This is a genomic window from Actinomycetota bacterium (assembly GCA_035765775.1).
Classification (GTDB): Bacteria; Actinomycetota; CADDZG01; order JAHWKV01; family JAOPZY01; genus DASTWV01.
On the sequence record DASTWV010000045.1, the window covers coordinates 1 to 24,272 of the forward strand.

28 protein-coding genes are annotated in these 24,272 nt (G+C 71.6%); 19 read left to right on the forward strand and 9 right to left on the reverse strand.

Going from position 1 to position 24,272, the window contains the following annotated elements:
- The 5 genes from VFW71_10555 to VFW71_10575 form a co-directional block, all read right to left on the reverse strand.
- Window positions 1–241, reverse strand: a 241-nt coding sequence (locus VFW71_10555; protein ID HEU5003202.1) for a hypothetical protein, incomplete at its 3' end; no start/stop codon positions are given.
- A gap of 478 nt (window positions 242–719) precedes the next feature.
- Window positions 720–1,205, reverse strand: coding sequence for a DinB family protein (locus tag VFW71_10560; GenBank protein ID HEU5003203.1), 486 nt, complete (start codon window positions 1,203–1,205; stop codon window positions 720–722).
- Window positions 1,130–2,113 (reverse strand): hypothetical protein, encoded by a 984-nt coding sequence (locus VFW71_10565; protein HEU5003204.1) that lies wholly within the window; start codon window positions 2,111–2,113, stop codon window positions 1,130–1,132. Before VFW71_10565 ends, VFW71_10560 begins: the two co-directional genes overlap by 76 nt.
- Window positions 2,114–2,187: 74 nt before the next feature.
- Window positions 2,188–2,559, reverse strand: coding sequence for a metallopeptidase family protein (locus tag VFW71_10570; GenBank protein ID HEU5003205.1), 372 nt, complete (start codon window positions 2,557–2,559; stop codon window positions 2,188–2,190).
- A 21-nt stretch (window positions 2,560–2,580) separates the two neighbouring features.
- Window positions 2,581–2,772 (reverse strand): hypothetical protein, encoded by a 192-nt coding sequence (locus tag VFW71_10575; protein ID HEU5003206.1) that lies wholly within the window; start codon window positions 2,770–2,772, stop codon window positions 2,581–2,583.
- A 59-nt stretch (window positions 2,773–2,831) separates the two neighbouring features.
- Here VFW71_10575 and sucB point away from each other — a divergent pair, with 59 nt between their 5' ends.
- The 6 genes from sucB (at window position 2,832) to VFW71_10605 (ending at window position 8,777) form a co-directional block, all read left to right on the forward strand.
- The gene (gene sucB / locus VFW71_10580) at window positions 2,832–4,379 is read left to right on the forward strand and encodes a 2-oxoglutarate dehydrogenase, E2 component, dihydrolipoamide succinyltransferase (protein HEU5003207.1); all 1,548 of its coding nucleotides are present in this window, start codon (window positions 2,832–2,834) and stop codon (window positions 4,377–4,379) included.
- A gap of 2 nt (window positions 4,380–4,381) precedes the next feature.
- Window positions 4,382–5,161, forward strand: coding sequence for a lipoyl(octanoyl) transferase LipB (gene lipB / locus VFW71_10585; protein ID HEU5003208.1), 780 nt, complete (start codon window positions 4,382–4,384; stop codon window positions 5,159–5,161).
- 3 nt (window positions 5,162–5,164) lie between these two features.
- Entirely contained in the window at window positions 5,165–6,175 is a 1,011-nt protein-coding gene (locus VFW71_10590; protein ID HEU5003209.1) for a thiamine pyrophosphate-dependent dehydrogenase E1 component subunit alpha, read from the forward strand.
- Window positions 6,176–6,204: 29 nt separating this feature from the next.
- Complete coding sequence (locus VFW71_10595) at window positions 6,205–7,191, forward strand: alpha-ketoacid dehydrogenase subunit beta (protein ID HEU5003210.1); 987 nt, start codon at window positions 6,205–6,207, stop codon at window positions 7,189–7,191.
- The gene (gene lipA / locus VFW71_10600) at window positions 7,188–8,138 is read left to right on the forward strand and encodes a lipoyl synthase (protein HEU5003211.1); all 951 of its coding nucleotides are present in this window, start codon (window positions 7,188–7,190) and stop codon (window positions 8,136–8,138) included. Before VFW71_10595 ends, lipA begins: the two co-directional genes overlap by 4 nt.
- A 99-nt stretch (window positions 8,139–8,237) precedes the next feature.
- Entirely contained in the window at window positions 8,238–8,777 is a 540-nt protein-coding gene (locus VFW71_10605) for a hypothetical protein (GenBank protein HEU5003212.1), read from the forward strand.
- A 30-nt stretch (window positions 8,778–8,807) separates the two neighbouring features.
- Here the strand turns inward: VFW71_10605 and VFW71_10610 are convergent, their stop codons facing one another.
- Window positions 8,808–9,077 carry a helix-turn-helix domain-containing protein gene (locus VFW71_10610; GenBank protein ID HEU5003213.1) on the reverse strand — a complete coding sequence of 90 codons (270 nt, stop codon included), beginning with the start codon at window positions 9,075–9,077 and terminating at the stop codon, window positions 8,808–8,810.
- Window positions 9,078–9,345: 268 nt separating this feature from the next.
- Between VFW71_10610 and VFW71_10615 the strand changes: the two genes are divergently transcribed.
- From VFW71_10615 to VFW71_10670, 12 genes are all read left to right on the forward strand, one after another.
- Window positions 9,346–9,957: a hypothetical protein gene (locus VFW71_10615; GenBank protein HEU5003214.1), complete on the forward strand. Its 612-nt coding sequence runs from the start codon at window positions 9,346–9,348 to the stop codon at window positions 9,955–9,957.
- Complete coding sequence (locus VFW71_10620) at window positions 9,954–11,213, forward strand: hypothetical protein (protein HEU5003215.1); 1,260 nt, start codon at window positions 9,954–9,956, stop codon at window positions 11,211–11,213. The genes VFW71_10615 and VFW71_10620 overlap by 4 nt, the downstream gene beginning before the upstream one ends.
- A 76-nt stretch (window positions 11,214–11,289) precedes the next feature.
- Window positions 11,290–13,266, forward strand: coding sequence for a penicillin-binding protein 2 (gene mrdA / locus VFW71_10625; GenBank protein ID HEU5003216.1), 1,977 nt, complete (start codon window positions 11,290–11,292; stop codon window positions 13,264–13,266).
- 271 nt (window positions 13,267–13,537) lie between these two features.
- Window positions 13,538–14,962 carry an ATPase, T2SS/T4P/T4SS family gene (locus VFW71_10630; GenBank protein ID HEU5003217.1) on the forward strand — a complete coding sequence of 475 codons (1,425 nt, stop codon included), beginning with the start codon at window positions 13,538–13,540 and terminating at the stop codon, window positions 14,960–14,962.
- A complete protein-coding gene (locus tag VFW71_10635) occupies window positions 14,959–15,852 on the forward strand; it encodes a type II secretion system F family protein (protein ID HEU5003218.1) in 894 nt (297 codons plus the stop codon). The genes VFW71_10630 and VFW71_10635 overlap by 4 nt, the downstream gene beginning before the upstream one ends.
- Window positions 15,849–16,793, forward strand: coding sequence for a type II secretion system F family protein (locus VFW71_10640; GenBank protein HEU5003219.1), 945 nt, complete (start codon window positions 15,849–15,851; stop codon window positions 16,791–16,793). Before VFW71_10635 ends, VFW71_10640 begins: the two co-directional genes overlap by 4 nt.
- Before the next feature lie 33 nt (window positions 16,794–16,826).
- Window positions 16,827–17,027 (forward strand): hypothetical protein, encoded by a 201-nt coding sequence (locus tag VFW71_10645; protein ID HEU5003220.1) that lies wholly within the window; start codon window positions 16,827–16,829, stop codon window positions 17,025–17,027.
- Window positions 17,028–17,083: 56 nt separating this feature from the next.
- Window positions 17,084–17,419, forward strand: a complete 336-nt coding sequence (locus VFW71_10650) for a hypothetical protein (protein ID HEU5003221.1) — start codon at window positions 17,084–17,086, stop codon at window positions 17,417–17,419.
- On the forward strand, window positions 17,416–17,832 hold the full coding sequence (locus VFW71_10655) for a hypothetical protein (protein HEU5003222.1): 417 nt from the start codon (window positions 17,416–17,418) through the stop codon (window positions 17,830–17,832). Before VFW71_10650 ends, VFW71_10655 begins: the two co-directional genes overlap by 4 nt.
- A complete protein-coding gene (locus VFW71_10660; protein HEU5003223.1) occupies window positions 17,829–18,266 on the forward strand; it encodes a pilus assembly protein TadG-related protein in 438 nt (145 codons plus the stop codon). Before VFW71_10655 ends, VFW71_10660 begins: the two co-directional genes overlap by 4 nt.
- A gap of 10 nt (window positions 18,267–18,276) precedes the next feature.
- Window positions 18,277–18,891 carry a hypothetical protein gene (locus tag VFW71_10665; GenBank protein ID HEU5003224.1) on the forward strand — a complete coding sequence of 205 codons (615 nt, stop codon included), beginning with the start codon at window positions 18,277–18,279 and terminating at the stop codon, window positions 18,889–18,891.
- A gap of 92 nt (window positions 18,892–18,983) precedes the next feature.
- Window positions 18,984–20,240, forward strand: coding sequence for a hypothetical protein (locus tag VFW71_10670; GenBank protein HEU5003225.1), 1,257 nt, complete (start codon window positions 18,984–18,986; stop codon window positions 20,238–20,240).
- A gap of 83 nt (window positions 20,241–20,323) precedes the next feature.
- Here the strand turns inward: VFW71_10670 and VFW71_10675 are convergent, their stop codons facing one another.
- Both VFW71_10675 and VFW71_10680 read right to left on the reverse strand, forming a co-directional pair.
- Window positions 20,324–21,232, reverse strand: a complete 909-nt coding sequence (locus tag VFW71_10675; GenBank protein ID HEU5003226.1) for a DUF72 domain-containing protein — start codon at window positions 21,230–21,232, stop codon at window positions 20,324–20,326.
- A gap of 23 nt (window positions 21,233–21,255) precedes the next feature.
- Complete coding sequence (locus VFW71_10680; protein ID HEU5003227.1) at window positions 21,256–22,236, reverse strand: hypothetical protein; 981 nt, start codon at window positions 22,234–22,236, stop codon at window positions 21,256–21,258.
- A 444-nt stretch (window positions 22,237–22,680) separates the two neighbouring features.
- Between VFW71_10680 and VFW71_10685 the strand changes: the two genes are divergently transcribed.
- Window positions 22,681–23,346 carry a TetR family transcriptional regulator gene (locus VFW71_10685; protein HEU5003228.1) on the forward strand — a complete coding sequence of 222 codons (666 nt, stop codon included), beginning with the start codon at window positions 22,681–22,683 and terminating at the stop codon, window positions 23,344–23,346.
- Between the two features lie 152 nt (window positions 23,347–23,498).
- On the opposite strand, the gene VFW71_10690 is transcribed toward VFW71_10685, so the two are convergent.
- The gene (locus tag VFW71_10690) at window positions 23,499–24,263 is read right to left on the reverse strand and encodes a thiazole synthase (protein ID HEU5003229.1); all 765 of its coding nucleotides are present in this window, start codon (window positions 24,261–24,263) and stop codon (window positions 23,499–23,501) included.
- Between the last annotated feature and the right edge of the window lie 9 nt (window positions 24,264–24,272).

The window sequence follows — 24,272 nt, forward strand, 5'->3', positions numbered from 1 at the left end:
CCGCCTGCCCGAGCCGGCGTGCCACCAGGGCGAAGCGGTCCTCCTCCCGCCGCAGGGCGTCCTCGACGGCGGCCTCCAGTGCGGCCGGCCTCAGCACGCTGCCCAGGTCCATCAGCGTGCGCACGACCCCGGTCACCCGCAACGATTCGGCGAGCGTCGGCTCCCAGGGGTTGCTGAGCGGGTCCGGCGACGGGTCGAGGGGGCCGTACTCCCAGGGCTGGAGCTGGCTCGCACGGTGCACCTTGACTCCCCTGGGCGCCACAGCCCGGGGGCACGTCAGCGCGACCGCGCCTTCGGGCACTCCGTCCAGGCCAAAGAGGGCCCCCGCAGACTCGTGGGAGAGCACCGCGCCCGGACCACCCCAGAGCTGCGCGGCCATAAGGCTCTGTTGCCACGAGGCCGTGGACCCACCGATCCGGTACACGTTCGGGTGGACGAGCTCCCATGCCCCGGTTTCGAGGCGGTAGACGATTTGTCCGCGAGTGAAGCCGATCGTGCTCGCCTGGCGACGAGACAGAACCTGATGTTGGGCGGCCACCAGCTGCCTAAGAGCTTGCTCTCGTGACTTTGTGTCGCCCTGAACAGAAATATCATGTTCACTCATACACAAAAGAGTACTGAGGGGGTATGACAGTGGGCGACGCTTCCGGGCTGGGCAGGCTGAAGGTAACTGGACCTCAGCAAAGAGTGCAGAATGGCACAGCAGCCGGAGGCCACCCTTACCCGGTGGCCGCGAAGGTGGCCTTCATGCTCCCCAGGTGCCACCCGAAGTGGCCGATCATCACGCGGCGGATGACCGTCTCGGCGTCAAAGCCGGTCGCCTTGCCCCGGGCCAGCTCCTCGTCGGTCAGCGCGGCGATGGCCGCTGCCACCTCCTGCGTCCGCTGGGCGAGGAGGGCCAGGGTCTCGGCCTGGTCCGGGTCGGGATGGGCAGCGGCGTGTTCGGCGTTGATCGCGTCGAAGTCGGTGCGGGGGGCGTCGTCGGTGCGCACCCGGACCTCGACCATGTCCAGGCAGCGGGGAAGCCAGTCGGCGACGTGGTGGACGAGCACCCCGACCGGGCGGTTCTCGTCCTCACCCCGGACGATGTCCGGGCTGTTGACGGCCACCGTGCGCCACTGGGCGGGGGTCAGTGCGGCCGCGTACTCGGCGAAGGCGCCCGAAGTGCGGACCAGGTCGGCGGCGAGATCCGCTCCCGTTCCCATGGCGCCATCATCCCAGTGATGCGCGGCTCCCGCCGGGAGGCCCCGATCGCCGCCAGACCCAGCAGCACCACCGGGACGGCGGTGTTGGGATCGGTGGCCATGCCGGTGGCGAGCTGCCCGGCCCCCTGCCCGACCACCCAAAACAACACCGCCAGCCCGATGCCCAGCCCCACCCCGGCCAGCCGCACCTGGCCGTGGGCTGTCTGGGCCACGCCCGCAGCGCCCACCAGGGCCATGGTCAGGACGAGGGCGACGACCATCGCCGGCCCGCCGTGGCGGGCCCCCGAGGCGGCGGCATGCGTGAGGCCACCCAGCCAGCCGGTGGCGCCGCTGTCGGTGACCTGGCTGGCCAGTGTCGAGCCACTCAGCCGGCCGGGCAGGGTCTGCAGCAGCGCGGCCCCGATCCACAGCACCGCCCAGGCGGCGCCCAGCCAGGCGGCGGGGGAGTCGTCGCCATCGGGCCGGGCGGTGGGCCAGATGCCGGCGGCCAGCACGGCGTAGAGCACCGCCGCCCCGGGTGCGCCCGTCACCAGGGAGGCATGGCCCCCGGCGAGACCGCCGAGGCTCTCGCCCAGCACCCACACGCCGAGGCCCCAGGCCACCGAGCCGGCCAGGGCGGCGCGCACGGTTGGGCGCCAGAGCAGGCCGATGCCCAGCGCCAGCTGGACTGCGGCGAAGAGGGCGTTCCAGAAGGCGGGGTGCCCGGCGATGACGTGGGCGGCGAGCGTCACCCCGGCGACGAGCGCACGGGGCGAGCCGTCTGCCGCAGGGGCGATGACCTGGCGGGCGAAGCCCCGGGTGAACATGAAGGGCTGGAGCTGGAGCAGCCCGTCGAAGAGCCACAGCACGCCGAGGGCCACCTGCAGGTGGCGCCGGGTGATGTGGGGGAACCGCCACAGCTTGTTCACGGCAGGACTTCGAAGCCGACCCGGCCTGGAGATTGCCGGCCCGGCGGGGCGGCTACCGCCAGGGACCTGCCCCGCTACCAGCCGAGTTCAGCCAGGCGGGCGTCGTCGATGCCGAAGTGGTGGGCGAACTCGTGGATCACGGTACGGCGGACGATGGCGGGGATCGCCTCGGGCGAGCCGGCGACCCGCTCGATGTTGGCCTGGTAGATCGTGATCCGGTCGGGCAGCACCGCCGAGTACCAGTCCCCCCGCTGGGTGAGGGGGATGCCCTGGTACAGGCCGAGCAGGAGGGCGCCGGCCCCCACCGAGGCGCCGGCCGATTCCGGCCCGGGCAGGTCCTGGACCACCACGTCCACGTTGGAGACCCGGGCGGCCAGCTCCGGGGGCAACTCGTCGAAGGCCTGCTCCACGAGCGCCTCGAAGGCTTCCCGGGCCATGAGCGTCACATGGCCAGTCTAGGTAGGGAGCTACGGATCCTGCGGCGCAGGCACGTCGTGCTCCCAGGTGCGCCCTTTTTCTCGCTGCGTGTACTGCGGGCCGTTCATGACCGCCTGCCTCTTGGCGCCGAGGGCGCGGTCGAGGTCGGCGGCGTCCGGGACGGGCGGAGCGGCGGCGTCGCCCGGGGGTGTGGCGTCGGGGTCCTGCGGGGTTTGGCTCATGCGCGTCACCTACCCGTAACCCCGAGAGGCAAACGCGAGGCAACCGCGAGGCAGACCCGGTGACCCTCGGCTGCGGGTGCGGCCCGGTAGGATTGGGCGATCAGCAACCTGAACTGGGGGAGTGCGTGGCGACACAGGTAAAGATGCCGCAGCTCGGCGAGACCGTCGTCGAGGGCACCATCACCCGCTGGCTCAAGCGGGAAGGCGAGTCCGTCGGCGTCGATGAGCCGCTGGTCGAGGTATCGACCGACAAGGTCGACAGCGAGATCCCCTCCCCGGCCGCCGGCACCGTCGCCCGCATCCACGCCGGTGAGGGGGAAACCGTCACCGTGGGTTCGGTGATCGCCGAGATCACCGGTGCCGGGGAGTCCCTCCCGGCCAAGCCCGCCGCACCGGCGGGGGCCCCCAAGCAGATGCCCGACGTCGAGCGCAGCTCCGCCCCCGCACCCCCACCGCCTCCCCCGGCTCCGCCGGCGCCAGCCCGTGCACCGGCCGCGGCCTCAGCCCCGGCAGCCACCCCCGCGGCGACAGCCCCGGCGGCCGCCTCCGGCCCGGCATCCGACGGCGGTGACCCCCTCCGGGGGGTCCTGTCCCCGGTGGTCCGCCGGCTGGCGGCCGAGCGGGGCATCGACCTCGCCGCCGTCCGGGGAACCGGCACCGGCGGGCGCATCACGAAGCAGGACGTGCTGGCCGCCGCCGCCGCACCCCCCGCCCCTCCGGCTCCCGCCCCCCAGGTCCCAGCGGCAGCCGCGGCGGCACCCCCCGCTCTACTGGCCCAAGCCCCCGCCGAGGCCCCGACCTCGATCGTCCCGCCCGCGGGGGCCCCGGGCGAGCCCGAGCCCGCTCCGAGCTACGCCGGCGCCGCCACCGGCAGCGACGAGATCGTGCAGGTCAGCCACATGCGCAAGGCGATCGCCGAGCACATGGTGGCCTCGGCCCTCGAGACCGCCCGGGCGTGGAACACCATCGAGGTGGACATGACCCGCATCGGCAAGCTGCGGGCGCAGGCCGGTCCGGTCTTCAAGGAGCGCGAGGGGTTCTCGCTCACCTGGATGCCCTTCGTCTGCAAGGCCATCACCCAGGCGCTGCTCAAGTACCCCGAGGTCAACGCCACCTGGAACGGCGACGGCACCATCACCCGCAAGCACTACGTCAACCTGGGCATCGCGGTGGCGCTGGCGAACGGGCTCATCGTCCCGGTCATAAAAAACGCCGACGGGATGAACCTGGTGGGCATCGCCCGGTCGATCCGGGACCTGGCGGAGCGGGCCCGGGGCAAGCGCCTGGTGCCCGACGACGTCCAGGGTGGCACATTCACCATCACCAACCCGGGGCCGTTCGGCTCGATCATGTCGGTGCCGGTCATCAACCGGGGCCAAGCGGGCATCCTGGCGATGGACGCCGTCACCAAGCGCCCGGTGGTGATCACCGACGCCCAGGGCAACGACGCCATCGCCATCCGCCAGATGGTGTTCCTGTCCATCGCCTGGGACCACCGGGTCATCGACGGCGCCGAGGCGGCCCGGTACCTCGCCGAGTTGAAGTCCCTGCTGGAAAACGAGGACTTCTCGACCGACCTGAGCGCCTACCTTTCCGGAGCCCGCTGACGGTGCGCGTCCAGCCCCGCCCGGACACCTCCCGCACGCTTCGGGTGGTGGAGCCGGGCCTCGTGCCCTACGCCGCCGCACTCGAGTGGCAGGGCGAGCTGCACCGGCGGCGGGTGGCGGGGGAGATCGACGACGTCGTCCTCCTGCTGGAGCATCCCCACGTCTACACCCTCGGGCGCCGGTTCGCCCCGGAGCACCTGCTGGCCGACCCGACCGCACTCGCCGCCCGGGGCATCGAGCTCTACGAGGCCGACCGGGGCGGGAGCATCACCTACCACGGCCCGGGTCAGCTGGTCGGGTACCCGATCCTCGCCCTCGAGCCGCCTGCCGACGCCATCGCCTACCTGCGCAGCCTGGAGGAGGTGCTGATCCGGGTGTGCGCCGACTTCTCGGTGGCTGCCGGGCGGCGGGAGGGGATGACCGGCGTCTGGGTGGAGGAGCAGAAACTGGCCTCCATCGGGGTCAATGTCACCCGGGGGGTCACCAAGCACGGCTTCGCCCTGAATGTCGCCCCCGACCTGGCCTTTTTCGGCGGGATGGTGCCGTGCGGGTTGCCGGTCGAGGTGACGTCGCTGGAACGGCTGCTGGGCACGGCGCCGGAACCCGGGCGGGTGGTGGCGTCGGTGGTCCGGCACCTCGGCGGGGTACTGCGCAAGCGCCCCGAGCGGGTGGCGGACGCTGGTTTACTTGGGGTTACAATGCGCCCCGAGGCCGCCGTCCTGCCGTTCCCCCGGCCCGGCGGGCCGCTGCCCGATCGGGAGGGATACTCGTCTAATGGTTGATCTATGAGCCGTGCCGAGCAGACCCGCATGCGCCACGAGGCCCTCGGGCTGACGAACGCGCAGGCCCTGGAGATGCACCGTTTCATGCTGGCGGCCCGGATGCTCGACGAGCGTTCGTGGGCGCTCAACCGCCAGGGCAAGGCGCCCTTCGTTGTGAGCTCGGCCGGGCACGAGGCCTGCCAGGTGGGCACCGCCTACAGCCTCATGCGGGGCTCGGACTACTTCGTGCCGTACTACCGCGACCTCGCGGTCGTGATGGTGGCCGGCCTCACCGCCCGGGACGTCCTGCTGGGCGTCTACGCCCGGGCCGAGGACCCGTGCAACGGCGGGCGCCAGATGCCGTCGCACTGGGGCTGCCACCGGCTGGGGATCATCAGCGGGTCGTCGCCGATCGCCACCCAGATACCCCACGCCGCCGGGTTGGCCTATGCCATCAAGTACCGCCGGGAGGCCGGTGTGGTGATGTGCTGGTTCGGCGAGGGCGCCACGTCAGAGGGCGACTGGCACGAGGCCCTGAACTTCGCCGGCATCCACCGCCTGCCCGTGGTGTTCGTGTGCGAGAACAACAAGTACGCCATCAGCGTCCCGCAGTCCAAGCAGATGGCGGTGGCCACCGTGGCGGAGCGGGCGACCGCCTACGGCTTCGAGGGCCACCACGTGGACGGCAACGATGTGCTGGCGTGCTACGAGGCGGCCAAGACGGCGGTGGACAAGGCCCGCAACGGTGGGGGGCCGACACTGATCGAGTGCACCACCTACCGCTATGCCCCCCACACCTCGGACGATGACGACCGCACCTACCGTACCCGGGAGGAGGTCAAGGAGGCCCGCCGCCATGACCCGGTGCACCGCTTCCAGGCCTACCTGAAGCAGCACAACCTGATCGACAGCGCCGAGCTCGAGCGCGTAACCGAGGCGATCAAAGCCGACCTCGCCGAGGCCGTGGAGTACGTCGAGCAGGCGCCGTACCCGGCTGTCGACGATGCCCTGCGGCACGTCTTCTACGAGCGCTGACGGCAAATACGCCGAGTAAAGGGACGACGATGCCGGTCAAGAACCTGATCAACACCATCCACGACACCATGTGGGATCTCATGGCCAACGACGAGCGGGTCGTGGTCCTGGGCGAGGACGTCGGCCAGCGGGGCGGCGTCTTCCTGGCCACCAAGGGATTCCTGGACAAGTTCGGCGAGGAGCGGGTGATCGACACGCCGCTGGCCGAGTGCTCGATTGTCGGCCACGGCATCGGGATGGCCCTGGGCGGGCTGCTGCCGATCTGCGAGATCCAGTTCGCCGACTTCATCCACCCGGCCTTCAACCAGATCGTCCAGGAGGCGGCCCGCCTGCGCTACCGCAGCAACGGCGACTTCGGGTGCCCCATCGTCATCCGGGCGCCGTACGGCGCCGGGGTCCACGGCGGGCTGTACCACTCGCAGTCGGTGGAGGCGCTGTTCGCCCACGTGCCCGGGCTGAAGATCGTCCTGCCCTCCACGCCCTACGACGCCAAGGGCCTGCTGCGGGCCGCGCTCTACGACCCCGACCCGGTCCTCTACTTCGAGCACAAGAAGTGCTACCGGGGCGTGACCGGGGAGGTGCCCGACGAGGACTACGAGGTGCCCATCGGCACGGCGGCGGTCAAGCGGGAGGGCGATGTGCTCACCGTGATCGCCTACGGGCTCATGCTGCACCACTGCATGGACGCCGCCGACCGCCTCGCTGCCGAGGAGAGCATCAACGTCGAGGTCATCGACCCCCGCAGCGTGGCGCCCATGGACTGGGAGTGCCTCCTGGGCTCGGTCGCCAAGACCTCCAAGGCGATGATCGTCATCGAGGACAACCGTACGCTTGGCGTGGGGGCCGAGATCAGCGCCCGCATCGGCGAGGAGCTGTTCTACGACCTCGACGCCCCGGTGGTGCGCATCGGTGGGCCGGACATCCCGGCGACGCCGTACTGCAAGGTGCTGGAGGACTTCTTTCTCCCGACCCCCGGGCAGATCTACGACGCCATGCTGGAGTTGGCCCGCTATTGAGCTCCACCATCTTTCTGGGGGCGTCGATCCCCACCCGGGCCGCCCTGGGTGACGACGTCCCCCGGCGCCCTCCCCGCCCCCCATGGGTGCGCAACCGGCTGCGGACCGGACCGAACTACACCGAGCTGAAGGGCCTGGTGCGGGGCCTCGAGCTGCACACGGTGTGCGAGGAGGCGTCGTGCCCCAACGTCTACGAGTGCTGGGAGGCCAAGGAGGCGACGTTCCTCATCCTGGGCAAGACCTGCACCCGGCGGTGCGGCTTCTGCGACATCGCCACCGGGAAGCCCGGCCCCCTGGACCCCGAGGAGCCCGTCCGGGTGGCCTCGGCGGTCGCCGCCATGGGGCTGCGGTTCGCCGTCGTGACCGGGGTCGAGCGGGACGACCACCCGCCCATGGCGCAGGCGCAGTTGTGGGCGGCCACGATCCGGGCGATCCGGGCTGCGGTCCCGGGGTGCAGGGTGGAGGTGCTGACCGGCGACCTGAAGGGCGATCCGGGGGCGATCGGCGAGGTGCTGGCGGCCGGGCCCGACGTATTCGCCCACAACCTGGAGACCACCCGGCGCCTGCACCGCAGCGTGCGGCCCGGGTTCCGCTACGACCGGTCGCTGGCCGTCCTGCGGATGGCCAAGGAGGTGGCGCCCCGGACCCCGACCAAGTCCAACCTCATCGTGGGGATGGGGGAGACCTCCGAGGAGGTCGTGGCCACGCTGGGGGACCTGCGCGAGGCCGGGGTGGACATCATGACGATCGGGCAGTACCTCGCCCCGTCGGTGGACCACCACCTGCCGGTGCACCGCTGGGTCCACCCCGACGAGTTCGCCGAGTACCGCCGCATCGGCGAGGAGCTGGGCTTCGCCTGGGTGGAGGCCGGGCCGCTGGTGCGCTCCTCGTACCACGCCGGCAAGCAGTACCGGGCGGCGGCGGCCCGGCTGGCGGCGGCCCTGTAGCTCACCGGCCGGACCACCGGAGGTTTTTCGCGGCTTGACTCGGCCCTCAGCCCGGGTGCTACAGTGCCTCTCGGCGATGTGAGGGATTTGGGGCGCTCAATGGACGCGATCCAGCGGGACCTTGAGGACGTTGCTGCGGCGATCCGGGCCGAACTCCGTCTCGAGGCCGAGGAGGCCGAGCGGGAGGCGGCGGTGTCGGCCGGCATGCGGCGCACCCTCGCCGAGGTGGCCGCCGAGCTCATGGCCCACGGCGACACCGTTGCCGTCGAGGTGGGCGGGCAGACCTTCACGGGCACCATCGCCGGTGTGGGCGCCGACCTCGTCACCATCGACATCGCCGGCACCCGGGCCGACGTGGCGCTGGCTGCCGTGGGCCGGCTCCGGGTGGTGCGCCGGGCCCGATCGGGCGGGACCCGCCGGGCTCCGGGTGAGGCGCCCAGCCTCCGGGCCCGCCTGCTGGAGCTCCAACTGGGGGGAGCGCTGGTGGAGGTGGGCACCGCCGGGCCGGGGGCGGTGGGGGATGCGGTGACCGGCCGGGTGACGGTGGTCGGCCCCGATCACGTGGCCCTGGGAAGCGGGCCGGACGCGGACTGGTTCGTCCCGATGACCGCCGTGGCGTACATCAGGACCGTGCTATGACCGAGTTGCTATGAGGGTGCTATGAGGGTGCTATGAGGGCTGGCCGACCTCTTCTTCCTCGAGTTCCTCCTCGTTGGAGGCGCTGGGCAGGCCCTTCAGCCACACGAGGATCTCGTCCCGCAGGAAGCGGTACTTGCGGGTCCCGGGAACCCGGTGGCAGGGGATCAGGCCAGCGTTGGCCCACTTTCGGACCTGGTTTGCGTCGGTCAGGAGCATCTCAGCCACCAGCGGGACATCCATGACCAAGGGATAGTCCTCGGCCTTCGCCCGAGTGTGGAGATCATTAGACTGCACAGACATTTCCACCTACCTCCTATCGAACTCAGAGTACCAATGGATTCTGTAGACCCCTGTACCTTAGGAGAACGAGCATCTAAAATGCTAGCCCGCCGGGTTTCGATGTGCAAGGACTGTCTTAGGGAAAACGCCATCGATGGCACGCACTGAGCGTCGTGAAGTGGGCACAACGCCCAGCGTTCCGGGCGTTTCGACGGGAAACCCGGCCCCCGGAGCGCCGCCGATCGCGCCCAAGCCGGTCCGATCTCGGCTGTCGGGTGGCCATCTCGTCATGATTGTCGCCGGCCTGCTCGCCGCCCTGCTCACCTACTCGGTGCTGCGCGAGGCGAGTGGCACGACCACCGCCATCCTGGTGGCGGCCCGTGCCATCCGGGCGGGCGACACCGTGCAGGCGCCCTCGTTCACCCACGCCACAGTGAAGGGATCGGCCGCGGGTCTCGGGCTCCTGGGTCCGTCGGACATCGCATCGCTGTCCGGCGAGGTGGCCACGGTCGGCATCGCCGCCGGGCAGGCGATCGAGCGCCAGGACTTCCAGGCCCGGACGCCGGCGCCGCCCAGCATGGCCATCCCGATCGCGCTGCAGAGCATCCCGGGCGGCGTGGCGGGGGTCCCGGCCGGGGACCTGGTCGACGTCCTCGGGACGGCGGCGAACGGCACCCCCCAGGCGGTGCCCGGCCTCCGGGTGGTGACCGCCCCGCAGGCGCCGTCGTCCAAGGACCTGGCGGCCGGCAACGACACGGTGGACATCGTGGTGGCGGTGCCCACCACGGCCACGGCCTCGTCGCTGTCCATGGTGCTGACCTCGGGCAAGTACTCCATCCGGGTCTCGCCCCCCGGCACCCAGTCCGGCGACCAACCCGGCGACCAGCCCGGCTCTCCTTGACCGAGCCCGAACTCGCCGTCGTCTACTCGCCCCGGGAGTGGGCGAACCGCGTGGTGCGCCACGTCACCGATCATGGCGGCGGCCGGGTGCGGCTGCGGGTGGTGGACGGCCGGGTGGCCCTCGAGGAGGACTTCGACATCCTGGTGGCCGAAGATGTCACGTCGTTCCTGACCGGGCGTTTCGTCACCGAACTCCACCGGCGAGGCCGGGCCGTGCTGGGCGTCTACGACCCCGAGGAGCCGGCCGGCAAGGAGCGCCTCCTGGATCTCGGCGTGGACGACCTCATCGAATCGAGCGCCCCCGCCGAAGACTTCGTGCGCAAGCTGGCGTTGATCCTCCCCGAGCGCCCCTCCCCGCCCCGGCGACCGCTGGTGCCGGCGCACGGCGTCGACGCCGAGCTGGCTTCGATTGCCGCCGGGATGCGGGCACCCGCCTCGGTGCCCCGGCCCCGGGGCTGGCAGTGGGCGGTGGGCGGCCCGCCGGGTGGGTGCGGGGCGAGCGAGGTCGCCGTCGAGCTGGCACGCCACCTCCGCTCGCGGAGCGGGCCCGCCGTGCTGGTGGATGGCCAGGACATCTCGCCGTCGCTCGCCCAGCGCCTCGGGCAGCAGCCGATCCCCAACATCCGCACGGCCATCGACGCCGTCCTGCACGGATCGGGCGAGCTGGCGGGTGCTCTCCTGCCGGTGGCGGCCGGGGGCTTCGCCCTGCTGGCCGGGCTGACCAACCCGGCTGACTGGGGCCAGATCCGGGCGCAGGACGCCGCCGACGTCGTCCAGGAGCTGCGCAGCCAGTGTGCCCACGTCGTGGTGAACGTCGGGCCGATCCTCGAGGACCTGCCCGCCGCCGGCGGCCCGGACCGCTATGGCCTGACCCGGGCCCTGACCGCCTCGGCCGACGTCATCATCGGGGTCGGGTTGCCCACGCCGGTGGGGGTTGCCCGCCTCATCGGGTGGGTCGCCGAGGTGGCCACGCTGGCGCCCGGCCGACCGATCCACCTGGTGGTCAACCGGGCGCCGGCCAACCGCTTCATCCGGGCCGAGGTCGAGGCCGAGATCCGGCGCACCTACGCCCCCGCCTCGGTGCACTTCCTGCCCTACGACGAGGCGGTGGAGAAGGCGGCGTGGCGGGGGGAACTGGTGGCCCCCGGGCCGTTCTCCCGGGCGGTCGGCGATCTGGTGGAGGCGACCGGGGCAGCGGCAACCCCGGCGGCTGCGGCCCCCCGCCCCCGGCGGCACCGGGTGGCCCGAGGCTCCTGACCACCGGCCCGGGCACCTGACGCTCAGCCGGTTCCCAGATCCCCGACGTGCCCGGGTGGCATAGAGTGGCCGCCGCATGAAGGCGCTCAACCAGAGCCTTGACCGCGTGCATCTCCGGGTGGTCGTCGTCGGGCTGGTGTTCCTCGCACTGGTCGTCGCCCTGGTCCTGCGGCTGTGGTCCCTCCAGGTCCTGGCGGCCGACACCTACGCCAAGAAGGCGGTGGCCAACATCGCCCGGTCGGTGCCGGTCCTCGCCGCACGGGGCAGCATCCTCGACCGCAACGGCCAGGTGCTGGCCGACAACCGGCCGTCGTCGGTGGTCTCCGTGGACCGCAGCCAGTTCGAGGTCCCCGATGCCAAGGTCAAGGGCCAGGAGGACCTGACCGCCCAGGGTCAGATGACGCTGATCCGGCTGTCGGACGTGCTGCAGACGCCCACCTCGACGCTGGTGGCCGAGATGAACAGCCCCCAGGCGCTGCCCTACACCGACGTCCCGATTGCCACCGACGTCCCCCAGGACCAGGTGGCGTTCATCGTGGAGCACCAGCCGCAGGGGGACAACTGGTTTCCCGGAGTGTTCGCCGGTATCGAACCTCTGCGGGATTATCCGAATGGGCCGGTCGGCGCCAACATGCTGGGCTACATCGGCCCGATCAACTCGACGGAGACCGCCAGCCCCAAGTACGCCGGCGATGCCGGCAACTCCAGCGTGGGCCGCAGTGGCCTGGAGCAGGAGTACGAGCAGTACCTGCACGGCACCGACGGGAGGACCCTGGAGGAGGTCAACGCCCAGGGCGACCCCCAGGGCCAGCTCAGCGTCAAGCCGCCGGTCAATGGCGACAACCTGGTGACCAGCATCGACCTCAATGTGCAGAACCTCGTCGAGCAGTCGCTCACCGCCGGCATCGCCCAGGCGCAGACCGAGGTCGACCCCACCACTGGCAAGAAGTACCCGGCGGTGGCCGGTGGGGCCGTGGTGATGGACCCGCACAGCGGCCAGATCCTGGCGATGGCCTCCTATCCCTCCTTCGACCCCAACGAATGGGTCGGCGGGATCTCGGAAGCCAACTACCTGGCCCTCAGCCAGCCCCCCTACCCGTTGATCAACCGGATCACCCAGGCCGCCTTCGCCCCGGGGTCGACGTTCAAGATCGTGCCCGCGGCTGCAGCCCTGGGTACCGGGATGGCCAATGGAAGCGGGTTCTATGCCTGCCCCTCGCAGGTGACCCTGGACAAGCAGCTGTTCAAGAACTTCGAACCGACGGACGGGAGCAGCATCTCGCTCGCCCAGGCGCTGGTCCAGAGCTGCGACACCGTGTTCTACAACTTCGGCCAGCAGTTCTATGACCGTTTCGTCAACAACCAGGGCGAGGTGCTCCAGCAGTACGCCCGGGACTTTGGCTACGGCAAGCGCACCGGTGTGGATATCCCCTACGAGGCGCCCGGACTGGTCCCGGACAACACCTGGCTGCAAACCGTCCACAAGCAGTACCCGCAGGCCTATCCATACAACATCTGGCTGCCTGGCTACACCATCCAGATGGCCATCGGGCAGGGCGACGTGCTGGCGACGCCGCTGCAGGTGGCCAGCGCCTATGCCGCCATCGCCAACGGGGGCACGCTGTACCAGCCCGAGGTCGGCCTGCGGATCACGAAGGGCGACCAGGTCATCAAGCAGGTGGAGCCGGTGGTCAAGGGGCACCTGCCGATCTCGGGGGCCGATCTGGCCCTGATCCAGCAGGGCCTGCAGGGCGTGGTCATGAGCTCGTCGGGCACCGCCAGCCAGGCCTTCAGCGGGTTCCCGCTCAGCCAGATCCCGGTGTCGGGCAAGACCGGCACCGCCGAGGTGGGCCTCACCCCGGGCATCACCGCCCCCTTCGCATGGTTCGTGAGCTACGCCCCGTCCACCAACCCGCAGTACGTGGTGTGCGTGATGCTGGAGCAGGGCGGGTTCGGGGCGCAGACCGCCGCCCCGATCGCACGGCACATCCTGGAGGGCCTGAACAACCTGCCGCTGACCGGCATCGGCCAGGGGGCGGGCATCACGGGGTAGGCCCCAGCCGCGCTGGGGGACGCGAGCGTTTCCTGCGAGTTTGACCGCCGAAATGGCGGCGAATCTCGCACGTAACGTGTGGAACCGGCGCCGGGACCCTAGCCGCGCGGTGGAGTTTTCGCGAGGCTGACTGCTACCTGGGGCCTTTGCTCGATACGGAGGGCATGTGTATGATGCCCGCGGTACAGAGCACTCCAGCGCATCTCACTGCTATGGAGCCCGCTGCAGACCCGTGCGGGATCGCGGGGTAGGAGCGGGCGGAGCCGTCCAAATGCCGCCATCGCCCGACGCCTACACCTCGATCCGGCGGGCCGTCCTGGAGGCCATCGAGGAGAGCCGGCTCGACCCGCACAACGGGGGCTCGGCCGCCGTCCGGGAGCTGGTGGTCCGGGCGGTGGACGGCTACCAGCGCACCGCCCACGCCGGTGGGGGCATCGCCCTGGCCGACCCGGCGTCGATGGTGGAGCGGGTCACCGAGGCGGTGTGCGACTTCGGCCCCCTCTCGGGGCTCTTCGCCCGCTCCGACGTCGAGGAGATCTTCATCGAGGGCGACCGGGTCCTGTACCTGGACCGGGCGGGCCGGCTGCGCGGGCTGTCGGCGCCCACCACCGAGGCCGAGAACCGCCAGGTCATCGACCAGCTCCTCAGCCAGACCCAGCGCCATCTGGACGCCAAGTCGCCCCTGGTGCAGTCCCGGGTGCTGGACGGCGCCGCCCGGCTGTCGGCGGCGATCCCGCCGGTGGCCGACCGGCTCTCGGCCACCCTGCGCAAGTACACGCTGCGCAAGGAGACGCTGCCCTACCTGGTGGAGCGGGATTCGCTCACCCCGGCGGCGGCCGGGTTCCTCTGGGCGCTCATGCAGTCCCGCTCGAGCACCATCGTGTCCGGGCCGCCCGGCGCGGGCAAGACCTCGCTGCTGGCCGCCCTGCTGGCGGCGACGCCCGCCCACCACTGCATCCGCTGCGCCGAGGAGATCCGGGAGCTGTCCGCCCCCATCACCCACGGGTCCTACTACGAGGCCCGGCCGCCGGCGCTGGACGGCACCGGGGAGATCTCGCTGCGGGACCTGGTCAAGTTCCTCCTCTCGATGCGCCCCGACCTCATCGTGGTGGGCGAGGTCCGGGGGTCGGAGGCCTTCGAGCTCACCCGGGCGGTCAACGCCGGGTGCGGGTTCTGCTGCACGGTGCACGCCAACTCGGCCCGCGAGGCGCTCACCGCCCTGGTGAATGCCGCGATCATGGCGGGGGAGAACGTCGGCGAGGGGATCGTCCGGAAGGTCTTCGCCTCGGCCATCGACTTCGTGGTGCACCTGGACCGCGACGATGTGAACGCCGTCGCCCCGGACGAGGAGGTCCGCCGCCAGATCATGGAGATCCTGGCGGTGGTGCCGGCGATGACCGACGACTTCTCCACCGAGCCGATCTTCGTGCGGGAGGCTCTCGGGCTGCCCCTGCGCTGGACCGGCGCGGTCCCGCCCGGCGCCGAGCTGATCGAGCGGGCGCTGCCCGAGGGGGCATCGCTGCCGGCGATCCTCGACGGCCGCCAGATCCCGCTGGCCCTCGGTCTGGGCGACGCCCTGGCGAGCGTAGCCAGGGGCGGAGCGCAAGCGAGCGTAGCCCGGGGCGGAGCGCAAGCGAGCGTAGCCCAAGGCGCGAACGGCGAGGGACGGGTTCCGGGACGGGGGGCCTACCCGTGATCCTGCTCGCCTCGCTGGCGGTGGGGGTGGTGGCGTACCTGGCCGTCGGCCTGATCACCGGGTTCACCCCACACCTGCGCCGGCTGGTCCGCCCCGCCCGGGAGCGCCCGGACCGCCAGGTGTGGCTCATCCAGGCAGGCTCGGATCTCTCGGTCGCCCAGTTCGTCACCGGCTCGGTGGCCGCCGGGGTGGTGGTGCTCGCCCTGGTCGCGCTGCTCACCGGCGACCCGCTGGTGGCCTTCGTCCCGGCGGCGGCCGCTGGGCTGCTGCCCGCCGCCTACTTCGGGCGCCGGCGGGCTCGCCTGCTGCTGGAGGTGCAGCAGGCCTGGCCGGACGGGGTCCGCCACCTGATCGGGGGCATCCAGTCCGGACTCTCCCTGCAGCAGTCGATCGCCGGGCTGGCGAGCTCGGGCCCCGAGCCCCTGCGGGTGGCCTTCGACCGGTTCACGGTGAACGCCCGCATGATGGGGGTTCCGGCGGCCCTGGAGGTGGTGAAGGCGCAGCTCGCCGACCCCACCTCCGACCGGGTCCTCGAGGTGCTCCTCCTGGCCCACGAGCAGGGCGGACGCATCGTGGTCGAGGTGCTGCGCGACCTGGCTGACGCCACCGCCCGCGATCTGAAGACCATGGAGGAGATCGCCTCGGACCAGGTGGAGCCGAAGATCAACAGCTGGGCGGTCTTCGCCCTGCCCTGGCTGGTCCTGGTCCTGCTCACCGCCACCCAGGGCTCGATCCGCCGCTTCTACGGCACCCCGGCGGGGGCGGCGGTGATCGTGGTGGCGGCGCTGATGAGCCTGGCGGGGATCCTGATCGTGTACCGGCTGAGCCGCCAGGCCCCCGAGCAGCGCGTGCTGGCCGGGCGCCCGCCGGGAGCGGGGGTGGCCCGGTGAGCATCGATGCCCGCATGGTCCTGGCCGCCCTCCTGGCCGGGGTGGCCGTCGCCGGCCTGGCCGCCCTGCTGGTCCCGCCGACCCCACGGCTGGCGGGCCGGGTACGCCCCTACACGCAGGTGGCCCGGGCCCGGTTGGGGCGCACCGCCGATGCCCCGGCGGTGGCCGAGCCGGAGCCGTGGCTGACCGGGACCTCGCTGCAGCGGCTGTTCGGCCCGCCGCTGGCTGGCTTGGCGGGCGGGCTGGCACGGGTGGTGGATGCCCGCAGCGACGAGGGCCTGCACCTCGACCTGCGCCGGGCGGGGTACGGGGAGCTGTCGGTCGAGGCCTACCGGATGCGCCAGCTGGGGGCCTCGGCCCTCGGGGCGGCCGCAGGCGTCGGCCTGGGGGTGGCGCTCAGCTCCGCAGTCCTCGCCCTCGTGCTCGGGGGCCTGGGGCTCGTGGTGGGGGCCACCCGCTGGCGCTCCCGCCTCGATGCCGGCATCCGGACCCGGAGGGAGCGCACCCGCATCGAGCTGTACACGGTCAACCAGCTCCTCGCCATGCACCTGAAGACCGGCGGTGGCCCCATCCAGGCGACGCAGCGGATCGTCGCCCGGGGCTCGGGGATCGTCGTCGATGAGCTGGGCGAGGGCCTGCGCCTGATCGCCGGGGGGATGGCCCCTTCCGACGCCTTCGCCCGCATCGCCGCCCTCACCGCCGAGCCGCAGGCCGCCCGTACCTACTCCCTGCTGGCGGCGGGAGCTGAGCGGGGCGTCGATGTCGCCGCCGCCCTCCTGGCCTTCAGCGAGGACATCCGGGACGGGCGCCGGGAGGACCTGCACCGGGCCGCCACCCGGCGGCGGGCGACCATGCTCGTGCCGATCATCGCCCTGCTGGCCCCCGTCATGCTCCTGCTGGTCCTGGCCCCGATCCCGAGCATGGTGTTCGGTTTGCACTAACGGTGTTGAACGATCCATTGGAAGGAGGTTCGTTTGGAACGTATGCAGCTGATGCTCCTGGTGCTGTGGAGCCGGGTCACGGCGGTGTGGGACGACCCGGAGGGGTTCACCACCGCCGAGCTGCTGGGCAACGCCGCACTCGCCATCGCCGCCCTCGTGGCGATCTGGGGGGTGCTGCGCATCATGGGGCTGAACATCGTGACGATGATCACCAACAAGCTCAACGCGTTCTAGGGCAGGGGCACCCCCGGGAGGGGGGCTTCGTCACCATCGAGTTCCTCGCCGGCGTCGTGGGGTCGATGCTGGTGCTGGTGGTGGTGGCCAACCTCATCGTGTTCCAGTACGGCCGGGGAGCCGTCCGGGCGGCCGTGGACGAGGGTGCCCGCCAGGGCGCCCGTTCCGGTACCCCGGTGGCCACCTGCACCCACCACGCCCAGCAGGCACTGGACGACCTGCTGGGGGCCGGGCGCCCGGGGTCGATGGGGGCTGCCGTCACCGTCAGCTGCGCCGAGGCCGCGGGCAATCTGGTCGCCACGGCCCGCGGGACGTGGCCGGCCTGGCTCCCGCCGGTGCCTGCCTGGAGCTTCACCGTGACCGCCTCGGCGGTGGAGGAGCCCGCCCCGTGACCCCCCGTGGCCAGCCGGCGGAGGAGGGCTTCGTCACCCTGGAGCTGGTCCTCGGCCTGGTGGTGCTGATCCTGCCGATCATGCTCCTGGTGCTCACCCTGCCCACCTGGTTCGCCCGCCAGAACATCGCCCGGCTGGCGGCGCAGGAGGCCGCCCGCACCGCCGTGCTCGACAGCTCGCTCGGCCAGGGGACGTCGGCGGCCCAGCAGATCGGGGCCAACTACGGCCTGGCGAGCGGCGACATGGCGGTCTCCTTCGCCCCGTCCTCGGGGCTGCAGCCCGGCGACAGCGTCACTTCCCAGGTCACCGTGCGCATGCCGGCGGTCACCATCCCCGGGCTGGGCTCGGTGGGCGGGTTCTCCTGGACCGCCGTTTTCAGCGAGCAGGTCGATCTCTACCGGAGCGCCCCGTGAGACGGCTGCGCCGGGCCATCCGGGCGGGCGAGGGGGGCTTCCTCACCATCTGGATGCTCGGTCTGTGCTTCCTGCTCCTCGCCCTGGGCGGCGTCAGCGTGGACCTGTGGCACGTCTTCGCCGCCCGCCAGCAGCTGGAGGGCATCGTGGATGCGGCCGCCCTCGCCGGGGCCTCGGGCATCAGCCCGCCCGAGGCGCAGCAGGGAGTGGTCCGCCTCGACGCCGCCCAGGTGACCCGGCTGGTGCAGGCCAGCGTGGCGGCCCAGCTTGACCGGAGCGCTCTTGTAAGCTGCTGTGTCGTGGATCTTCAGGGGACGGAGGTCACCGTATCTGCCACCGGGCATGCATCGCTCACGCTGCTGCGCCTCCTCTCGGGCCAGGCGCAGGTGACGTTCGACGTCTCGTCGACTGCCGCCGTGCACCGGTCGCCGTAGAGCCGATGCCGTGAAGGTCGAGACCCCGCCTGAGAGCCCCCGACCAGTCCCCGAGGAGCCGGCCCGGGACTCGTGGGTCCGCCGCCACCTCCTCGCCATCTGCCTGGCCGTGTTCTGCACCGCCGGTGCGGTGTGGGTGGTCCAGCAGGTGGGCTTCAAGGGGCTCATGGACGTCGAGCAGCAGAACCAGGCCCCACCCCCCGCGGTGCTCGCCAAGGAGGCCGCCGAGTCGAAGACCTTCACGCCAATCGTCCAGCACATCTACGACGTCACCAACCAGGCCCTGCAGCAGCGCGACGTGAGCCTGCTGGACGACATCTACGTGCGCACCTGCCAGTGCTTCAGTCAGGCCAAGGCGGAAATCGACCAGCTGCTGTCCTCGCACGAGATCCTGCGGGGCGACGGCCAGCAGCTCCTCAAGGTCGAGGCCCTCACCGTGCAGCCCAAGGCGGCGCTGCTGCAGGTCACCGACAAGGTGGCCCCCTACCCGGTGGAGAACGAGCAGGGGCAGGTGGTCGGGCAGGGGCCGGGCCGGGTGCCCACCCCGTTCACGATGGACCTGGCGCTCACGAACGGGACGTGGAAGGTGAGCGACATCGTGCTCCAGGACGACTCGCTGCCCTAAAGGGCGCTGCACCAAAGGGCACGGTGGTGCTTGGTACGCTGGCTGGTGCGTGGCGTTCATGCGCCTCGCGGACCTGCTGGAGGGCACCGGGCGTGACACGGGCATCGACCACCTTCCGGCAGCACGGCGCCGGTACACCTCGGGCGGCCGGTGCGATCCGCCGGCCGGCGTCACCGGGCCTGCGCAGCCAGGAGGAGGCCCTCCTCCAGCTCCAGGCCAGCGCTGGCAACCGGGCGGTCGCTCAGGCCCTGTCGGGCCCGGCCCTGGTGGAGGTCCAGCGCCTGGTGTACATCGGCCAACAGGGCGGCTGGCGGCAGAAGACCGGGCGCAGCTGGCGCACGCTGCACGGGAAGCTAACCCGCGACCGGCCGGCGGTCGGGACCATGCTGACCGATGCCATCCCGAGGTTCTTCCCCAACAAGGACGAGATGTCGCGTTGGGCCAAGGGCGAGATCGACTCGATGGGCTACGTCACCAAGGAGCGGACCTGGGTCAAGGTCCATCCCAACTCCTTCACGGTGATCGGCGAGAACCACTCGGCCACCACCATGGCCGACCTGGCGCGGGGGCTCCACACCTCCCGGTTCCTGTATGAGCCCTACACCGAGAATGTGGCCGCGGCGACGAATCCCGCCCTGCATGCCGCGGTGGCCCGCCGCCGGGGGATGAAGAACACCGAGATCGGCAGGGCGGCGGGCAACCGGGCCCACGAGGCCGAGGATCTGCACCCCAAGATCCTCCGCGGCCTCACCGGCCTGGAGGAGTCCACCCCGGCGCGCAAGGTCAGGGGAACGCCCGCTGAACTGCGCCTGCTGGGCTGGGCCATCCTGGACTCCGCCCGGGCGGAGCCGGCCGCCGGCCTCGCCACCTACCTGGGCAACCGGGCGACCCTCGACACGCTCGCGACGACCCTGGTGGCGCTGCCTGACGGCACGGCCAAGCAGGAGATCGACCTGCGGTGGGCGATCTTTACGCCCTTCAAGAACGAGTGGGCGGCCTATGCCCAGCACAAGATCGACGCAGTCCGGGCGGCCGCCGCTCCAGCCGACATTGCGGCCTTTGACGACCCCGCCGCCGGCTGGCGGGTGGCGACCGGCGCACACCGGACGCTCGCCGGCGCGGGCGACTACCAGGCGGACCCTGCCCACGAGATCATGCGGGCGGAGCGGGCCCGGGACTTCTCGATCTTCCAGCACATCAAGAAGGCCCGGGCCGACGGCGATCTGTTCTTCGGATTGGGCGAACTCCACCAGAACCGCCTCGCCCGCATCCTGGACGCCCAGGGCATCCACCACACGGACATGGTCACGTTCATGGACCAGCAGAGGGCACAGTTCACCCCGCCCTAGGACCTCGCTCCGCCCGAAAGTGTCCAGCAGCAAAGACCGATTTGGGCTGATCGTTCGAGGGAGCAGTCTGCCGGCTCGCGGCCTCAGCGCAGCAGGTCCACCAACTGGCGGGCGTTCACCTGGGCGTTGTCCCGGTAACAGTTGTTCATGAGCACGTGCACCTCCCGGGCCTGCCCGGCGAGGGCCTGGATCCGGGGCACCCAGCCGGCGAGCTCGTCCTGGCTGTACAGGTAGGCGAACCGGGGTGTGGCAGTGGCGTGGGTGGCCTCCCAGGCCTCGGTGTTGCGCCCGTGGAAGCGGACGTAGGCGAGCGCCGAGCTGGTCGCCTCCGCCATCGGCGGCAGGCTGGAGCGGAAGCCCTGGGGCATGTCCACGCACGTGAACGGGAGGTGGTGCTCCCGCAGCAACCCCAGCGTGCGCTCCCGGTTGCGCTCGTTGACCCAGGTGGCGTTGCGGAACTCGACGGCGATCTGGTAGTCGGGCAGCCGCCCGGCACACTCCAGGAGGTAGTCGCGGCTCTCCGCCCCGGGCAGGAACCACTCGGGGAACTGGAAGTGCACCACGCCCAGCTTGCCGGCCGAGTGCAGCGGCATGAGCGCCTCCCGGAACTGGCGCCACACCTCATCGAGGGCCTCGGCGGGGAGGTGGGAGGCGTAGACGAACGGGGATCCCTTCCCCTTCTTTCCTTCTCCCTCGTCGGCGGGCGGCCGCAGCTCCTCGGGCAGGGACTGGCGCCGGGTGGGGTGGCGGGTCAGGAGCGAGTAGGCCTTGATGTGGAAGGTGAACTCCACCGGGGTGCGTTGCGCCCACAGGGCGGCATTGCGCTCCGTCGGCGGGAAGTAGTAGGTGGAGTCCACCTCGACGATGGGGAACTGGCTGGCGTAGTAACGCAGGCGGGCGTCGGCGGACGTCGCCTCAGGCGGGTAGAAGGCGTGGCTGTCGATGAGGGTCTTGTCCGTCCATGAGGCGGTCCCGACCAGGACGGCCCCCACCCTGCTGGAGTGCGGCTGGCCGGCTACGCCCGGGAATGGCCGGGGCTGAGCGTGAATCCGTCGCCCGATGCCCGCCGGGCAATGGGCGGGAAGGAGGGTCGCACCCGGCTGGCGTGGGTGTTCTCCCGGGCTTCCCTGCTCTCCCTGGCTTCCCTGCCCTCCTTGCGGTTCAGCGGCTCCAGGCGAAGGACTGTGGGCGGCTCGGCGTTGGCCTGGACGGCGGCAACCTTCGGGAGCTCGTGGACCGGTTGCGCCGCCCTGAGGTCGATGACCGTCCAGCGGGCGGCGTCGTCAGCCGTGCGGCTCGCGGCCGCCCGCACGGGGGCGGGCGCGCCGGCCACGGCCGGGTGGCGGGGCAGCTCGGCGATGCGCCGGGCGATGGGCTTCACCTCGGCAGCCCGGGCGGGCCGTTCCACCGGCCGGGGGAGCGGGCGCCGGACCCCGGTGACCTTTATCCGGGCAGGGCGCTCTCCCGAGGCGAAGCTGGCACGGGGACCAATCGGCTCCAGGCTCCGGTCTTTGGCCCATTCCACGTGGGGTTCCTCCGATGCCGGCCGCGGGCGGGGACTGGCGGCCTGCCGTCCCGCCGGGTGACGGCCGGGGCGGGAGGCGCGGTTGGCGGCCTCGTCAGCCGAGCGGGCGACGGCGCGCAGCCGCGGTGCCGTCTGCGTGGCGGCCCTCACCCGGTCGTCGGACTGCTTGGCCGCTTCGGCCCGGGCGGCAACGGCGGCCAGGTGGCGTTCCCACGGGGTGGCCTTGCGTTCGGGGGCGGGGCCCTCCGCCCGCTTCGGGCGGCCCTCGACCGGGACGCTGAGGTCCTCGGGCAGGCGGGCGACCGGGAGGTCCACCTCGGTGAAGCTCAGCGTGTCGGCGGTGGCCCAAGCCAGGCGCGGGCCGCTGGCGGCCAGGCTGCCGAGCGACCAGCCATCGGCGGGCCAGCGGGCAGGGCCGGCGTCGAGACCGGAGGCCTTCTCCGAGCGGAGACGCCGGCTGGTGGAGGTCACTACCACGGTGGGCTGCTCGGACGACGGGGCCGATTGAGCAGGCGCAACCTCGGGAAAGTAGTCGTCACGGATGCGGCGGTCCCGGGCAAGACTCCGGCGAGCCCGGTGGAAACGGCGGATGCTTCGGTTGGCGTCTGGCACGGAGCGCCACATCCACACCACGGCGCAGATGGCGACGAGCCAAAGCCCTACTGCGAGCAGGCTGATAACGAAACCTCGGATAGGACCTCCCCCCTTCCAAAGATCAAGGGTCCTAGCCCTGTCGGACGGAGGCATCCTAGACCGATCGACTCGGCGATTGCCACCTTTGGCGGTCCGCCAGGCGGCACACTGTGCTTGCAAGCCAACAAAACCTTCTTCACTGATCACGGTTTGACACCAAAACCACAGCGTGCGCAGAATTGAGCGGACGCTCGATGGCGGGGGGCCGGGAGGCACGCGGGGATGCGGGACGAGCTGCCGGGGACCACGAAGGAGCGCATCGTTGCCGCCGCCCTGGAGACGCTGAAGGAGGAAGGCTTCGCCGGCACCAGCGCCCGGGCGATCGCCCGGCGGGGCAACTTCAACCAGGCGCTGATCTTCTACCACTTCGGTACCTTGAACGATCTCCTGCTCGCCGCGCTCGACCGCACCAGTGCCGAGCGTATGGCTCGCTACCGGGAGGCGGTCCGGTCGCCGGGGAGTGTCGAGGACCGTATCCGGATGGCCACGGATCTGTACCGCGAGGACCTCGAGACCGGCCACATCACGGTGATCTCCGAGCTGATCGCCGGCAGCCTCGCCCGCCCGGACCTGGGCCCCGAGGTGGTCGCCCGGATGGAACCCTGGGTGGAACTCGTGGAGGAGGTGCTGGCCGACGTGCTGGCGTCCTCGCCGCTGGCCGGGCTCATCCAGCCCCGGCCTCTGGCCTTCGGTGTGATTGCTCTCTACCTCGGTGTGGATCTCCTATCGCACCTGGACCAGGACCACTCCCGAGCCGACGCCCTGTTCGAGACGGCCGGCCGCCTTGCACCATTGCTGGTCCCGGTGCTCAGTGGGTTCACAAACCCGGCAAGTATGCCCAAGCCCGGCACCGTTCGCAGCCTGGGGGCCCGCCGGTCCCGGCCCTGAGGGATCCTCAGGGCGTATGGGGCGAAATCGTGGGCCCAGACTGATCGTCACCTGTTGACAACCTGAGAACGACGCTGAGAAAACCGTAATCTCTTTTCAGGTTTCGACAGTCTTTGGTCGGTCTCCGGACGGTCCTTGCCCGTTTTGGGTAGTCACAGGCTCAACTGGGGGCGGCCCTCCATCGGGCTGGAGGCCTCGGCGTACAGGCGGTGCGGGATGCGGCCCGCCTGCCGGGCCAGAAGGCCCGCGGTCACGGCGGCGGCCATCGCCTCGGCCATCGCCACCGGGTCCTGGGCCCGGCTGATGGCGCTGGCGATCAGCACCCCGGCGCAGCCGAGCTCCATCGCCCGGGCCGTGTCGGAGGCGGTGCCGATGCCGGCGTCGAGGATGACCGGCACCGAGGCCTGCTCCAGGATGATCGCCAGGTTGTACGGGTTGCGGATCCCCGCCCCGCTGCCGATGGGCGACCCGAGCGGCATGACGGCGGCGCAGCCCGCGTCCTCCAGGCGGCGGGCCAGGATGGGGTCGTCGTTGGCGTACGGCAGCACCACGAAGCCCTCGTCGACCAGGGTCCGGGCGGCGACCACGAGTTCGGCGCCGTCGGGCAGCAGCGTCCGGTCGTCGCCGATGACTTCGAGCTTGATCCAGTGGGTGCCGAGCGCCTCCCGGGCCAACCGGGCGGTCACCACCGCGTCCCGGGCGGTGTAGCACCCGGCGGTATTGGGCAGCACGTCCACCCCGTGGTCCGCCAGGACGTCGAGGACCGAGCCCCGGGCGGCCGGGTCCACCCGGCGGAGCGCCACCGTGGCCAGCTCGGCTCCGCTGGCGGCCAGGGCCGCCCCCAGGACCTCCAGGCTGCGGAAGCCGCCGGTCCCGAAGATCAGCCGGGAGCCGAAGACCCGGCCGGCGATCTCCAGCTTGTCGGC